Source organism: Vibrio sp. Vb0598 (assembly GCF_033338935.1).
GTDB lineage: Bacteria > Pseudomonadota > Gammaproteobacteria > Enterobacterales > Vibrionaceae > Vibrio > Vibrio alginolyticus.
This window is the reverse complement of sequence record NZ_JAWOTP010000024.1, coordinates 52,980-67,992: the sequence shown is the minus strand read 5'-3', so window position 1 is coordinate 67,992 and position 15,013 is coordinate 52,980. Positions and strand designations below refer to the sequence as shown.

The 15,013-nt window shown below is 45.3% G+C and carries 13 protein-coding genes; 11 read left to right on the top strand and 2 right to left on the bottom strand.

The window, feature by feature from the left end; genetic code table 11:
• Positions 1-102: 102 nt before the first annotated feature.
• Together aceB and aceA are read left to right on the top strand one after the other, a co-directional pair.
• Positions 103-1,731 carry a malate synthase A gene (gene aceB / locus R7Q38_RS19860; RefSeq protein WP_017820561.1) on the top strand — a complete coding sequence of 543 codons (1,629 nt, stop codon included), beginning with the start codon at positions 103-105 and terminating at the stop codon, positions 1,729-1,731.
• A gap of 120 nt (positions 1,732-1,851) precedes the next feature.
• A complete protein-coding gene (gene aceA, locus R7Q38_RS19855) occupies positions 1,852-3,165 on the top strand; it encodes an isocitrate lyase (protein WP_005381733.1) in 1,314 nt (437 codons plus the stop codon).
• 123 nt (positions 3,166-3,288) lie between these two features.
• Here aceA and R7Q38_RS19850 read toward each other — a convergent pair whose 3' ends face one another.
• Positions 3,289-3,738: a CBS domain-containing protein gene (locus tag R7Q38_RS19850; protein WP_017820562.1), complete on the bottom strand. Its 450-nt coding sequence runs from the start codon at positions 3,736-3,738 to the stop codon at positions 3,289-3,291.
• Between the two features lie 312 nt (positions 3,739-4,050).
• On the opposite strand from R7Q38_RS19850, the gene R7Q38_RS19845 reads away from it, so the two are divergent.
• The 6 genes from R7Q38_RS19845 to secF all read left to right on the top strand — a co-directional run bounded on the left by R7Q38_RS19845 (position 4,051) and on the right by secF (position 11,168).
• Positions 4,051-5,217 (top strand): trypsin-like serine protease, encoded by a 1,167-nt coding sequence (locus tag R7Q38_RS19845; protein WP_239939065.1) that lies wholly within the window; start codon positions 4,051-4,053, stop codon positions 5,215-5,217.
• Positions 5,218-5,484: 267 nt separating this feature from the next.
• Positions 5,485-6,537 carry a tRNA preQ1(34) S-adenosylmethionine ribosyltransferase-isomerase QueA gene (queA, locus tag R7Q38_RS19840; RefSeq protein WP_213968983.1) on the top strand — a complete coding sequence of 351 codons (1,053 nt, stop codon included), beginning with the start codon at positions 5,485-5,487 and terminating at the stop codon, positions 6,535-6,537.
• Between the two features lie 147 nt (positions 6,538-6,684).
• Positions 6,685-7,821: a tRNA guanosine(34) transglycosylase Tgt gene (tgt, locus tag R7Q38_RS19835; RefSeq protein ID WP_005381727.1), complete on the top strand. Its 1,137-nt coding sequence runs from the start codon at positions 6,685-6,687 to the stop codon at positions 7,819-7,821.
• A 177-nt stretch (positions 7,822-7,998) separates the two neighbouring features.
• The gene (gene yajC, locus R7Q38_RS19830; RefSeq protein WP_005381725.1) at positions 7,999-8,328 is read left to right on the top strand and encodes a preprotein translocase subunit YajC; all 330 of its coding nucleotides are present in this window, start codon (positions 7,999-8,001) and stop codon (positions 8,326-8,328) included.
• A 21-nt stretch (positions 8,329-8,349) separates the two neighbouring features.
• Positions 8,350-10,206: a protein translocase subunit SecD gene (secD, locus tag R7Q38_RS19825; protein ID WP_005381724.1), complete on the top strand. Its 1,857-nt coding sequence runs from the start codon at positions 8,350-8,352 to the stop codon at positions 10,204-10,206.
• Positions 10,207-10,220: 14 nt separating this feature from the next.
• On the top strand, positions 10,221-11,168 hold the full coding sequence (gene secF, locus R7Q38_RS19820) for a protein translocase subunit SecF (protein ID WP_005383689.1): 948 nt from the start codon (positions 10,221-10,223) through the stop codon (positions 11,166-11,168).
• A 209-nt stretch (positions 11,169-11,377) separates the two neighbouring features.
• On the opposite strand, the gene suhB is transcribed toward secF, so the two are convergent.
• The gene (suhB, locus tag R7Q38_RS19815; protein ID WP_005381722.1) at positions 11,378-12,181 is read right to left on the bottom strand and encodes an inositol-1-monophosphatase; all 804 of its coding nucleotides are present in this window, start codon (positions 12,179-12,181) and stop codon (positions 11,378-11,380) included.
• A gap of 231 nt (positions 12,182-12,412) precedes the next feature.
• Here suhB and trmJ point away from each other — a divergent pair, with 231 nt between their 5' ends.
• The 3 genes from trmJ to R7Q38_RS19800 all read left to right on the top strand — a co-directional run bounded on the left by trmJ (position 12,413) and on the right by R7Q38_RS19800 (position 15,007).
• Entirely contained in the window at positions 12,413-13,132 is a 720-nt protein-coding gene (trmJ, locus tag R7Q38_RS19810) for a tRNA (cytosine(32)/uridine(32)-2'-O)-methyltransferase TrmJ (RefSeq protein WP_005383693.1), read from the top strand.
• Between the two features lie 125 nt (positions 13,133-13,257).
• The gene (iscR, locus tag R7Q38_RS19805; RefSeq protein WP_005381720.1) at positions 13,258-13,764 is read left to right on the top strand and encodes a Fe-S cluster assembly transcriptional regulator IscR; all 507 of its coding nucleotides are present in this window, start codon (positions 13,258-13,260) and stop codon (positions 13,762-13,764) included.
• 28 nt (positions 13,765-13,792) lie between these two features.
• The gene (locus R7Q38_RS19800) at positions 13,793-15,007 is read left to right on the top strand and encodes an IscS subfamily cysteine desulfurase (RefSeq protein ID WP_005381719.1); all 1,215 of its coding nucleotides are present in this window, start codon (positions 13,793-13,795) and stop codon (positions 15,005-15,007) included.
• The last annotated feature ends 6 nt before the right edge of the window (positions 15,008-15,013 follow it).

Below are 15,013 nucleotides of genomic sequence, written 5' to 3'. Positions count from 1 at the left end.
TTGAACACAAAGTTAAAGGATGTAATTTGTTGTTCATAACTTACAAATGTAGCTTTACGCTGACTGCCCAAGATTGATAAAGCACGTTAAGGATGAATGATTATGCTTGCTCAGACAGAACAAAAAACACAACAACTAAAGCAAACCCAAGGCATGCTTGAGGTGAATGGAGTCGTTGCTCCAGAACATCAAGCAATTTTCCCTGTTGAAGCCCAAACCTTTTTATCTCTACTGTGTGAAAAATTTGCCGGACGTGTTGAACAGTTGCTGGAAGCAAGAGAAGAGAAGCAAGCACGTATTGATGCTGGTGAGCTACCAGATTTTCTACCAGAGACACAAGACATCCGTGAAGGAAGTTGGAAGATCCTAGGAATCCCACAAGATCTGCAAGATCGCCGTGTGGAGATTACCGGACCAACTGACCGCAAGATGGTGATTAACGCACTGAATGCGAATGTAAAAGTGTTCATGGCAGACTTCGAAGATTCAATGTCTCCTGCATGGAGTAAAGTGCTGGATGGTCAAATTAACTTGCGCGATGCTGTTAATGGCACCATCAGTTACACCAATCCTGGCAATGGCAAACATTATCAGCTGGAAGATGACCCAGCGGTGTTGATCTGCCGTGTTCGCGGCCTTCATTTAAAAGAAAAACACGTTACGTGGCACGGTCAGATCATTCCAGGTGCGCTATTCGATTTCGCTCTGTATTTCTATAACAACTACAAAGCGTTACTTCAAAAAGGCAGTGGCCCTTATTTCTACCTTCCAAAACTGCAATCGCATCACGAAGCGAAGTGGTGGAGCGAAGTGTTCCATTTCACCGAAGACTACTTCGGTTTGGATACAGGCACCATCAAAGCGACTGTGCTGATTGAAACCTTACCAGCGGTATTCGAAATGGACGAGATTCTGTTCTCGCTTAAAGAACACATCGTTGGTTTGAACTGTGGTCGCTGGGATTACATCTTTAGCTATATCAAAACATTGAAAAAACACTCAGACCGAGTACTGCCAGATCGCCAAGTGGTAACGATGGACAAGCCATTCTTAAACGCTTACTCGCGATTATTGGTACGTACTTGCCATAAACGAGGTGCTTTCGCGATGGGAGGAATGGCCGCATTTATCCCAGCTAAAGACCCGAAAGAGAATCAAAAAGTATTAGACAAGATCCAGACTGACAAATCGTTAGAAGCTAACAACGGCCACGACGGTACTTGGGTGGCTCATCCAGGTTTGGCTGACACTGCTATGGAAGTCTTTAGTGCTGTGCTGGGTGAACGCACCAACCAGTTGGATGTGAGCCGTGCAGAGGATGCGCCTATTACAGCCGCTGAACTGCTTGAGCCTTGTGAAGGCGAGCGCACTGAAGGCGGAATGCGCCACAATATTCGCGTTGCGCTGCAATACATCGAAGCTTGGATTTCTGGCAATGGTTGTGTGCCGATTTACGGACTGATGGAAGACGCAGCAACGGCAGAAATCTCACGCGCCTCTATCTGGCAATGGATTCAACACGGCAAGTCGCTAGACAACGGATTAAAGGTCACTAAAGAGCTGTTCGAGCTCTATCTCAAAGAGGAGATTGAAGTCGTGAAGCAAGAAATTGGCGAACAGCGCTACCATGCGGGTCGATTTGAAGAAGCAGCAGACTTAATGGCAAGGCTCACGACGAGCGATGAACTGACCAACTTTTTGACAGTTCCTGGTTATGACTACCTGGATTAATAAAGAATAACTGTAACACCAATAACGTGAAGGATTTTCAAGGCAGATAGGGAAGTACTGCCTGAGAACGGAAACTCAACGCACACGCATAAAGTGCAAATTATAAAGAGGGATAGACCAATGACTAACTTAACTCGCCGCCAACAAATTGAAGCTCTGGAAAAAGACTGGGCAACTAACCCACGCTGGAAAAATGTGAAGCGTACTTACACTGCCGAGGAAGTGGTGGAACTGCGTGGCTCTATGGTGCCTGCAAACACAATTGCACAACGTGGTGCAGACAAACTTTGGTCACTGGTCAACGGTAGTGCGAAAAAAGGTTACGTAAACTGTCTTGGTGCGCTAACGGGTGGTCAAGCCGTTCAACAAGCTAAGGCAGGTATTGAAGCGATCTATCTGTCAGGCTGGCAGGTAGCGGCGGATAACAACACCGCTTCGACGATGTATCCAGACCAATCTCTTTACCCAGTAGATTCTGTACCGTCAGTAGTAAAGCGTATCAACAACTCATTCCGTCGTGCAGACCAAATTCAGTGGGCTGCTGGTAAGACGCCTGAAGATGAAGGTGGTATTGATTACTTCCTACCTATCGTAGCGGATGCTGAAGCGGGCTTTGGTGGTGTGCTTAACGCTTACGAACTAATGAAATCGATGATCGAAGCCGGTGCCGCGGGCGTTCACTTTGAAGACCAGTTAGCATCGGTGAAAAAGTGTGGTCATATGGGGGGTAAGGTATTAGTTCCTACGCAAGAAGCGGTACAAAAGCTCGTTGCAGCTCGTTTGGCTGCTGACGTAGCGGGAACAACAACATTAGTTATTGCTCGTACTGATGCGAATGCGGCGGATCTCATTACTTCAGATTGCGACCCATATGATAAAGACTTTATTGAAGGTGAGCGTACTCAAGAAGGTTTCTACCGCGTTCGCGCGGGTATCGACCAAGCGATTTCTCGCGGTCTGGCTTACGCACCATATGCAGACTTGATTTGGTGTGAAACGGCTACGCCATGTTTGGAAGAAGCACGTAAGTTTGCAGAAGCAATTCACGCTGAATACCCAGATCAATTGTTGGCGTACAACTGCTCGCCTTCATTCAACTGGGAGAAAAACCTAGATGCAGAAACCATTGCTAAGTTCCAACAAGAGCTTGCAGACATGGGCTACAAGTACCAATTCATCACGCTAGCAGGCATTCACAACATGTGGTTCAACATGTTTGAACTGGCACACGCTTACGCTCAAGGTGAAGGTATGCGTCATTATGTTGAGAAAGTTCAGCGTCCTGAATTCCAAGCAGCTGAAAAAGGCTATACGTTTGTTGCGCACCAACAAGAAGTAGGTACAGGTTACTTCGATAGAATGACCAATACTATCCAAGGTGGTAACTCTTCAGTGACAGCATTGACAGGTTCGACCGAAGAAGACCAATTCTAATTGGCAGAGAAACACTTCCTTAATCAGCGTCAGTAATGGCATTTTGAGCGGCAACCCTGCCGCTCTTTTTTCGTTTAACCGGTGTAAAAACGAAACTTACAACAAAGAGAATACGCTTGCGTACTATTCTTCCTGCTCGATTTCTTCAGGTTCCACTTCTTCTTGTAGTTCCAATAAGTTAATCGCAATCGTCACGAAGTCACTATCAGTAATAATGCCGACCAATCGACCTTTGGTGACAACAGGTAGACAGCCAACTTTATGCTTTTGCATATAGATAGCGCTCTCTTTGAGCCCCGCGATAGGCTCTGCCGTCATGATGTTGGTGTGCATCATTTCGTAGAGCGGTGTGTCTAAAGTAAAAGATTGTTCAGCCTCATCTGGGTGCAAGCTCGATTCTTGAGCAGCAAGAATGTCGCGTTGAGTCACCAAGCCTTGTAAGTGGTTATTGGCATCAACAACCGGAATGTGTCGAATATCAAGCGCATCCATCATGCTTTTTGCATCACGCAAGGTGTGCGTGCGCAGTAATGTATGAGGATTACGAGTCATCATGTCTTCAACCTTGATCATAGAGACCTCCAGCGGCATTGTCCTTCTCTTAAATATAGAGAATATTTTTCTGTATATCTGGGAGCTAACTCGTTTTTCATCAATTAAATAGCACAATGCTGATGGGCTGCGTAATCTGTGTTTTATTGGTGTTTTTATTAATTTGAATAAGTCGGTTTGTGTGCGAGTCAGTTGGCATTTTTAGTTGATATTGAATGTGTTCCCAAGGTAATCCAATGAATTGAATCGCACATTTTTATTCGCTGGATTTTCCAAGATTCTTCTCTCGAAGAAGATACGTCCAGGCTTACCAAATTGAAGACAGCAACCTAGATGAAACGAACAACGTGTAACAAACTTATTGCGCTGGCAGTGGCGGCATTCAGTGTGCCATCAACACAGGCGATTGTGTTAGGAGATGAACAAACCGATCCTGTTGACCGCGTTACTTTGCGAGCAAGTAATATGGCAGAGTTTCCGCTGTGTGGTGGAACGATGCTGACAGAGCAATGGGTACTGACTGCGGCGCACTGTGTGGTGATGGGACAAGGAACCAATGAAGCAACCTACTATGTGACCCCGCCGGGTGAGCTGTCGGTGAATGCGAATGTGTATGAACTTAATTCTGCAGGGCTTGATAACTTTTATCCGGTGTCTCACGTTGTGGTTCATCCGGATTACACCCGGATTTCAAAAGCTGAGACCGACAGTAATGGCAACGTGAAACCTATCCAAACCGGTTTAGATTCAGACATCGCGTTGCTGTATCTCACGCGCCCAGTGGCAAACGCGAGCTTTGCTGACCTAGCGAGTAAAGTTGACATGGAGAGTATCGAAGCACGTTTGGCGGCAGACTGGAACGATAATTACCTGACCAATCAACGTGTCGAAAATGTGCAAGTGTTTGGATGGGGGTCTACTCAGCCGGATGCTTCTGAACCTTCTAATACGCTCAAAACCACCATTAGCACATTTTTACCCATCGACAAATGTTATGAGCGTTTAGAAATTGGCAGTAGTTTTCCGGGGATCATTGATTCAAGAGACAACCAAACCAAAATTTGTACGCTACCAACACAAAACCATGTATTGGAGCCGGATAGCCATACCCAATATGGCAACTCAGCATGTAAAGGTGACAGTGGTGGCCCGTTGGTCGATGTGGCGACCGGCAAACAAATTGGTATTGTTAGTGGCGGCCCCCTTATTCTACCAACATGTGGCTCTTTGACGATCCCAAGTTTCTATACCAAAGTGAGCCACTATTACGACTGGGTACAGTCTTACATCACTGCCGATGCGCCACCAAGTCGTTACATCATTGCGCCGAATTTTATCAAAAGTGCGAACAATGAAAGTGATGACAATAAAGAGTGTCACGATGGTATTGCGACCAATAACTGTGATTTCAAAGGCTCAGATGATGAAGGTGGCAGTCTAGGGTTTTGGTTATTGGGTTTATTCGTGCCGTTATTCTTGTGGCGAAAGCGTGAGGTTTGATAGGGCGATTGGAATGCCAAACTAATAAGCAGCGGTATACGCTGCTTTACTTTTTTATGTTCTCTCTTTTGGGCTCAAATTAAAAATAGTGCCAAGTAATCGAGGCTTTTCACGTTTTATTACACTCTTCACCATGGCTTTTACTGCTATATTCTGGTGATTTGCTTGCTATTGCAGCATGTAAACATATACTAGTCTGCTGCGAAAAACTCGTCGCAATTTTATCGTCGCCTAGACGTGATTTGACCAATAGATAAGACAAGTAACATGCAAGTATCAGATTTCCATTTCGACCTTCCAGATGAACTCATCGCTCGCTACCCTCAACCAGAGCGTACCGCTAGCCGACTGCTGCAAATGGACGGCAATACCGGAGAGCTCATTGATGGCACATTTACTGATGTATTGGGCCAAGTTCAACCCGGTGACTTAGTGGTGTTTAATAATACTCGTGTTATTCCTGCTCGTCTTTTTGGCCGCAAGGAATCGGGCGGTAAATTAGAAGTGCTAGTGGAGCGCATGTTGGATGAGAAAAGCATCCTCGCGCACGTTCGCTGCTCTAAGTCACCAAAACCAGGTACAACCATTATTGTTGGCGAGAATGATGAATATTCAGCAGAAATGGTGGCACGCCATGATGCTTTATTTGAACTGAAATTTAGTTCAAATAAGACGGTACTAGAAATTCTGGAAGAAATCGGCCATATGCCGCTTCCTCCTTACATCGACCGTCCAGACGAAGATGCAGATAAAGAGCGTTACCAAACGGTATATAATCAAAAGCCAGGTGCGGTTGCGGCACCGACAGCGGGCCTTCACTTTGATGATGTTCTCTTGGAGAAAATCAAAGCGAAAGGTGCAGAGTTTGCTTACGTTACTTTGCACGTTGGGGCGGGTACATTCCAGCCGGTAAAAGTGGAAAATATCAACGATCACCACATGCATGCCGAGTACGTAGAAGTACCACAAGAAGTCGTCGAAGCAATTAAAGCGACGAAAGCGCGTGGCGGACGAATTATTGCTGTTGGTACCACATCTGTGCGTTCACTTGAAAGTGCAGCGCAAGACGCATTGCAAAAAGGGACTGAGCTGGCCCCATTCTTTGGCGATACTGAAATCTTTATTTTCCCTGGTTACGAATATCAGCTAGTGGATTGCTTGATCACAAACTTCCACTTGCCTGAATCAACACTGATCATGTTGGTGAGTGCATTTGCTGGATACGAGAACACCATGAATGCTTACAAACATGCGGTGGAAAACAAATACCGTTTCTTCTCGTATGGCGATTCAATGTTCATCAAGAAGAAAACGGCGTAGTTAAAAGTAGATTTACGAGTGCTAGCAGTAAGCTAGGAAATAAAGCATCCATTGCTTTGTCTCTCGCAAGGAAAAGCGACCGCTCCTTAAAGTAGGGTAGAGCCCTAAACACTCAGTCAGACTGTTTCTCTGACACCCGGAGGCATCGTGAAATTAAAATTCGATCTTAAGAAGAAAAACGGCAATGCACGTCGTGGTCAACTGACTTTCGAACGCGGCACTGTTCAAACTCCTGCGTTCATGCCAGTAGGTACTTACGGTACCGTTAAAGGTATGACACCAGAAGAAGTAAAAGGTACTGGTGCAGAAATTCTGCTAGGTAATACGTTCCACCTGTGGCTACGTCCTGGTCAAGAAGTGATGAAAATGCACGGTGACCTGCACGATTTTATGAACTGGCACGGTCCTATTCTTACTGATTCAGGCGGCTTCCAAGTATTCAGCCTTGGTAAGATGCGTACGATCACTGAAGAGGGTGTTCACTTTCGTAACCCAGTAAACGGTGACAAGATTTTCATGGACGCAGAAAAGTCGATGGAAATTCAAAAAGACCTGGGCTCTGATATTGTTATGATTTTTGACGAGTGCACGCCATACCCAGCGACACATGATGAAGCGAAGAAATCGATGGAAATGTCATTACGCTGGGCACAGCGTTCACGTGACCACTTCGAGAAGCTAGAAAACCCAAACAACCTATTTGGTATTGTTCAAGGTGGTGTTTACGAAGATTTACGTGATGTGTCGGTAAAAGGTCTAACGGAAATCGGTTTTGACGGTTATGCGGTTGGTGGTTTGGCAGTAGGTGAGCCTAAAGAAGACATGCACCGTATTCTTGAGCATACTTGTCCTCAACTTCCTGAAGACAAACCTCGCTACTTGATGGGCGTAGGTAAGCCAGAAGACTTGGTTGAAGGTGTTCGTCGTGGTATCGACATGTTTGACTGTGTAATGCCAACGCGTAACGCACGTAATGGTCACTTATTTGTGACTGGTGGTGTGATCAAGATCCGTAATGCGAAACATAAAACGGATACAACACCATTGGATCCGCATTGTGACTGTTACACTTGTCAAAACTACAGCAAGTCGTACCTTCACCATTTAGAGCGTTGTAATGAAATCTTAGGCGCTCGCTTGAATACAATCCATAACCTGCGTTACTACCAGCGTCTGATGGAAAGCATTCGTAAAGCAATTGATGAAGATCGCTTCGATGAATTTGTTACTGAGTTCTATGAGCGTCGTGGTCGTGAAGTGCCACCACTAGCAAAAGAGCAGTAATTGAAAAACTAAAAGAATTAAAGCCTTTGGCATGTCGCCAGAGGCTTTTGCTAATAAAGTAGGCTAACGCACGTTATTTTTGAGAGAGCGATCTCTATTAGTTACTCTCAGACTTGAATCTAAAATGCGAAAGCCCAATTTGTTTGATTATCAATAAAATATAATGAGGATGTTTTAATGTTTATTTCTCAGGCTCACGCAGCAGCAGAAGGCGCGCCAGCAGGCGGTGGTTTTGAAATGCTAATCATGCTTGGCATGTTCGCAGTGATCTTTTACTTCATGATTTACCGCCCACAAGCGAAACGCGTAAAAGAACACAAAAACCTAATGGCTTCTATGGGCAAAGGCGACGAAGTTTTAACTAGCGGTGGCCTAGTGGGTAAAATCACTAAGATTGCTGAAGACAATGACTACATTTCAATTGAGCTTAACGCGAACAATGAAGTAGTAATCAAGAAAGACTTCATCACTGCAGTGCTACCAAAAGGTACGCTTAAGTCTCTATAAAACAGCTAAAGGATCCTCGCTGTGCTAAACCGTTATCCATTATGGAAGTACTTGATGGTGCTTTTTGCCATCATCACCGCTGCGTTATACGCACTTCCAAATATCTACGGTGAAGATCCGGCTATTCAAGTTACAGGGGCGCGTGGCGCCTCTGTAGATATGTCAACGCTGGATGCTGTCACTACTGCTCTTAACAAAGAGCAACTTTCTCATAAATCCATTGCTCTCGAAGATGGATCAATTCTTGTTCGTTTTAACGACACTGACACACAAATCAGTGCTCGTGATGTCATCAGCGAAGCGCTAGGCAAAGACACAATTGTTGCACTTAACCTTGCACCTTCTACACCCGATTGGCTAGAAGCGATTGGCGCGTCACCATTGAAGCTAGGTCTTGACCTTCGCGGTGGTGTTCACTTCTTAATGGAAGTGGATATGGATGCAGCGATGGAAAAGCTTGTTGGTCAACAAGAAGAAGCTTTCCGTAGCGAACTTCGTGACGCCAAGATTCGTTACCGTGCAATCCGCCCTTCTGGAAAAGAAGCGGTAGAAGTGTTGTTGCGTAACGAAGAGCAATTAGCAGAAGCGAAAGCAACGCTAGAAAAGAATCACCCGGACATGATTTTTGTCGATTCTGATTCAAATGGCCGTTACGCTCTTACTGCAACCTTTACTGAGCAACGTTTACAAGAGATCCGTAACTATGCTGTTGAGCAAAACATTACGATTTTACGTAATCGTGTCAACGAACTAGGTGTTGCGGAACCATTGGTTCAACGTCAAGGTGCTAGTCGCATTGTAGTTGAACTGCCTGGTGTTCAAGACACTGCTCGTGCAAAAGAAATTCTCGGAGCTACGGCAACGCTTGAATTCCGCGAAGTTGATGATAAAGCTGACCTATCGGCAGCGGCAAATGGTCGTGCGCCAGCAGGTAGTGAAATCAAGATGGACCGTGATGGTCGCCCAGTCGTGCTTAAGAAGCGCGTTATTCTTGGCGGTCAAAGCATCACAGATGCAAGCTCAAGTGTTGATGAATATGGTCGTCCACAAGTTAACATCTCGCTAGACAGCGAAGGTGGTAATAAGATGTCTGCGTTCTCTAAGAAGAACATTGGTAAGCTAATGGCTACCGTGTTTGCAGAATACAAAGACAGTGGCCGTCGTACGCCTGAAGGCAAAGTTATTCTGGATAAGCATGAAGAAGTCATCAACCAAGCAACGATTCAATCGGCTCTTGGTCGTAACTTCCGTATCACAGGTATCGATTCTGCTGCAGAAGCACACAACCTAGCACTTCTACTACGTGCTGGTGCACTGATTGCACCTATCTCTATCGTTGAAGAACGTACCATTGGTCCATCAATGGGCCAGCAAAACATCGATATGGGTATCCAAGCATGTATCTGGGGTATGGTTGCCGTAATGCTATTTACGCTGCTTTACTACCGCGGCTTTGGTTTGATTGCAAACATCGCTCTAATGGCAAACTTAGTGCTTATCATTGGTGTTATGTCGATGATTCCAGGCGCTACCATGACGCTTCCGGGGATAGCCGGTATCGTGTTAACAGTCGGTATGGCGGTTGATGCGAACGTACTGATCTTCGAGCGTATCCGTGAAGAGATTCGTGATGGACGCAGTCCACAACAAGCGATTCACCAAGGTTACGCGAATGCATTCAGCACGATTGCTGATGCGAACATCACAACACTAATTACTGCAATCATTCTATTTGCGGTCGGTACAGGTGCGGTGAAAGGTTTCGCAGTTACTCTATCTATCGGTATCTTAACTTCAATGTTCACCGCCATTATTGGTACACGTTGTATCGTGAACCTGATCTACGGTGGCAAACGCGTTGATAAATTGTCGATCTAAGGCTGGGAATTAATATGTTTCAAATTCTAAAAGCAGAGAAGACGATCGGCTTTATGCGTTGGTCGAAAGTAGCATTCGTTTTTTCAATTATAATGATTGCTGCTTCTATCTTCACTTTGTCAACCAAGTGGCTTAATTGGGGTCTAGATTTCACTGGCGGTACGCTTATCGAGGTCGGTTTTGAACAGCCAGCAAACCTTGAAGAGATTCGTGCAGCACTAGATTCAAAAGGCTTTGGCGATGCGACAGTACAAAACTTCGGTAGTGCTCGTGAAGTCATGGTCCGTCTTCGTCCACGTGATGACGTTTCTGGTGAAACGCTAGGTAACCAAATCATTGGTGCTATCAAAGATGGTACTGGCGAAAGCGTAGAAATGCGTCGTATTGAGTTCGTAGGTCCCAACGTTGGTGATGAGCTAACAGAAGCTGGTGGTCTAGCGATCTTGGTATCGCTGATCTGTATCCTGCTTTATGTATCGATGCGATTTGAATGGCGTCTAGCGGCTGGTGCGGTAATGGCATTGGCTCACGATATAATTATCACGCTAGGTGTCTTTTCGTTTCTACAAATTGAAGTTGACCTGACTATCGTAGCTGCGCTACTGACGGTTGTGGGCTACTCACTCAACGATACCATCGTTGTATTTGACCGGATTCGTGAAAACTTCCGTAAGATGCGTAAGGGTGAACCTTCGGACATCATGGACGCTTCAATCACTCAAACATTGAGCCGTACATTGATTACATCTGGTACGACGTTGTTCGTGGTAATTGCACTGTTCATGCAGGGTGGTGCTATGATTCACGGCTTTGCAACCGCACTTTTACTCGGTATCACTGTAGGTACTTACTCTTCTATCTACGTAGCATCAGCACTGGCTCTAAAACTGGGTATCCAGAAAGAGCACTTGATGCCACCTCAAGTAGAAAAAGAAGGTGCAGAGTTCGACGAAATGCCATAAGGCAGATTGAGAACCGAAAACAAAAACCGCTGAACAATCAGCGGTTTTTTTGTATCTGAATAGAGTCGTGAGCTTGCCGAACCTCATTGTATGGAGAGCCTTACATTGCAGCTAAGTAGATACGGTTCGGTAGATACAAAAAAGCCCCGCTCATTGAGCGGGGCTTTCTAAAGTCATCAGCGTGACGGGCTAAATATGACTTTCAAATCTTACTTAAGGATCGCGCTGTTACCGTTTTCGCGGATGTGCTTAAGGATAGATTTTACGCCACGAGCGCTTGAAGCAACGATGTTACCAGACTTCATGTAGTCAGTGCCGCCAGCAAAGTCTGTTAGGATTGCGCCAGCTTCACGAGCAATAAGCTCACCTGCTGCCATATCCCAAGGTTTTAGGCCTAGTTCGAAGTAACCATCAACACGGCCAGCTGCCACGTAACAAAGGTCTAGAGCAGCAGAGCCGCTACGACGGAAATCAGCACACTCAGTGAATAGCGCACCAACGATCTTGATGTAAGACTCAGCGTGTTGTTTCTGCTTGAATGGGAAGCCTGTTGCTAGAACAGTACCTTGAAGGTCTTTTAGTTGAGCAACACGAATACGTGCACTGTTTAGTTGAGCGCCGGCACCGCGTTGCGCAGTGAATAGCTCGTTTTGCATTGGATCGTAAACACAAGCAACTTCAGTTTTGCCCTTAATACGAACAGCGATAGAAACCGCGAAAGTTGGGTAACCTTTTACAAAGTTAGTGGTGCCATCCAGTGGGTCGATGATCCATTGTACGTCTTTATCTTTACCTTCGATAAGACCTTGTTCTTCAGCAACGATACAGTGCTCAGGGTAAGACTGCTTGATAGTATCGATGATGATGTATTCTGCTTCTTTGTCTACGTTAGTGACAAAGTCATTAGTGCCTTTAAGAGTAGATTCTACTTTATCAGTGTTTTCTAATGATTTAGCAATATGATTGCCTGCCTTTCGCGCAGCGCGAATAGCAATGTTTAGCATTGGATGCATACGAATTTCCCAACGGATGTTAAAGAACAAATGAAAGCGGCGGCGAGTATACCAGAGATAATTAAAAAGGGAAGTGGTTATTTTTTGTTCTAAATGCGACTGGTTGAGTGTACAGAGCATACTGCGGACGAGAACAATAACCAAGAATGAGAAGAGAGGTCTGCTTGCCTCTAGGGTGTCTTAAAAAACTATGATAACATTCTGCGGTTTTAATTTAGGTAGCAAACACAGATGTTGGATCAAGTAAAAATTGTACTCGTAGGTACCTCTCATTCAGGCAATATTGGCTCAGCAGCTCGAGCAATGAAAGTGATGGGTTTAAACCAACTAGTATTAGTCGATCCACAATGTGAAGTGGATGAACAAACTCTTGCTTTAGCTGCGGGTGCTGGTGATATTGCTCAAAATGCAAAGATTGTCGGCACATTAGAAGAAGCGGTTGAAGATTGTGGCCTTGTTGTGGGTTCTAGCGCCCGCTCTCGTACATTAGAATGGCCAATGCTCGAGCCACGTGAATGCGGTGAGAAATTTGCAGTTGAAGGCCGAAAGCATCCGGTTGCGCTCGTGTTTGGCCGAGAAAGAACTGGTTTGACAAACGAAGAGCTACAAAAGTGCCACTACCATGTTTGTATTCCCGCTAATCCTGAGTACAGCTCGCTTAACCTAGCGATGGCTGTACAAACTCTCAGTTACGAAGTGCGAGTTGCACACTTGAACTTAGAGCAAAGCCAGTTTTCCCCAAATGAATCGGAAGAATACCCGCGTCATCGAGAACTCGAAATGTTCTTCGAGCATCTTGAAAAGGTGATGGTTGAGACCCAGTTTATTAACAAAGAGCAACCTGGACAGGTGATGAATAAGTTGCGCCGTTTGTTCTCTCGTGCTCGACCAGAAACCCAAGAACTTAATATTCTACGAGGCGTTTTGACTTCGATAGAAAAGAAGTTCTGAGTAAATAATAACCACTTTAGGTGTAAGGATGAATACCTGAGTAAAATGGTCAAATAAATACTTGACCAAATTACTCAGGTATGGAAAAATCTTAACCATTACAAACCATGTGGATACGGTGTGGTATGAAACTTACATCTAAAGGAAGATATGCGGTGACAGCCATGCTGGATGTGGCACTGCATTCGCAACAAAACCCTGTACCTCTGGCTGATATTTCAGAGCGTCAAGGGATCTCGCTCTCTTACTTAGAGCAGCTATTTTCAAAATTGCGTAAAGCAGGTCTCGTTGCCAGCGTTCGTGGTCCTGGTGGTGGTTACCGACTTGGTGCCGACGCTCACAGTATCGCTATTGGTACCGTGATTGCTGCCGTTGATGAGTCAGTAGATGCAACCAAATGCCAAGGTAAAGGAGATTGCCAAGGTGGAACACGTTGCCTTACTCACACGCTGTGGCGTGACCTAAGCTCTCGCATTAGTGACTTTTTGAATAACATCACTCTTGGTGAGTTGATGACAGACAATGAAGTACTCGAAATTTCTGATCGTCAGGACATTGATCTGGCGGTAACCCATGGGCTATCAAACAAAAATACAACCGCCGCGCCCATCGGTGTAAACGTCCGCTCTTAGCGGTCAGCTTTTTACATTGGAGTAGAGAATGAAACTGCCGATTTATCTTGATTATTCCGCTACATGTCCAGTTGATCCACGTGTTGCTGAAAAAATGGTTCAGTACATGACAATGGATGGCACATTTGGCAACCCAGCGTCACGTTCGCACCGTTACGGCTGGCAGGCAGAAGAAGCGGTCGATACTGCTCGTGAGCAAATTGCTGACCTTCTAAATGCAGATCCTCGCGAAATCGTATTTACATCTGGTGCGACAGAATCAGACAACCTTGCGATTAAAGGTGCAGCGCACTTTTACTCGAAGAAAGGCAAGCACGTAATCACTTGTAAAACAGAGCACAAAGCCGTTCTTGACCCATGTCGTCAACTTGAGCGTGAAGGCTTTGAAGTGACTTACCTTGAGCCAGAATCAAATGGCTTGATCGATCTAGAGAAGCTTAGAGCAGCCATGCGTGATGACACCGTGCTTGTGTCTATTATGCATGTAAACAACGAGATTGGTGTGGTTCAAGACATTACAGCGATCGGCGAACTGTGCCGTGAGCGTAAAATTGTTTTCCACGTGGACGCTGCGCAATCTGCAGGTAAATTACCAATCGACGTTCAAGAGATGAAAGTTGATCTAATTTCACTTTCTGCTCACAAAGTATACGGCCCTAAAGGTATCGGTGCACTTTACGTACGTCGTAAGCCTCGTATTCGTCTTGAAGCGCAAATGCATGGTGGCGGTCATGAGCGTGGTTTCCGCTCTGGTACACTACCTACTCACCAAATCGTAGGTATGGGTGAAGCATTCCGCATTGCAAAAGAAGACATGCAAAAAGATTACGATCATGCTTTAGCGCTTCGTAACCGTCTTTTTGATGGCGTGAAAGACTTAGAAGCAGTGACGGTAAACGGTGACTTTGAGCAGCGTGTACCACACAACCTAAACATCAGTTTCGCATTCGTAGAAGGTGAATCACTACTAATGTCGCTTAAAGATCTAGCGGTATCTTCTGGTAGTGCTTGTACGTCTGCAAGCCTTGAGCCTTCTTACGTTCTTCGTGCCCTAGGCATGGATGACGAATTGGCTCACAGCTCGGTTCGTTTCTCGTTTGGTCGTTTCACGACTGAAGAAGAAATTGATTACGCAATTGAACAAATCCGCGTTGCAGTGACTAAGCTACGCGACATGTCTCCTCTATGGGATATGTACAAAGAAGGGATTGATTTGAGCACTGTTGAATGGGCTCACCATTAATCTCAG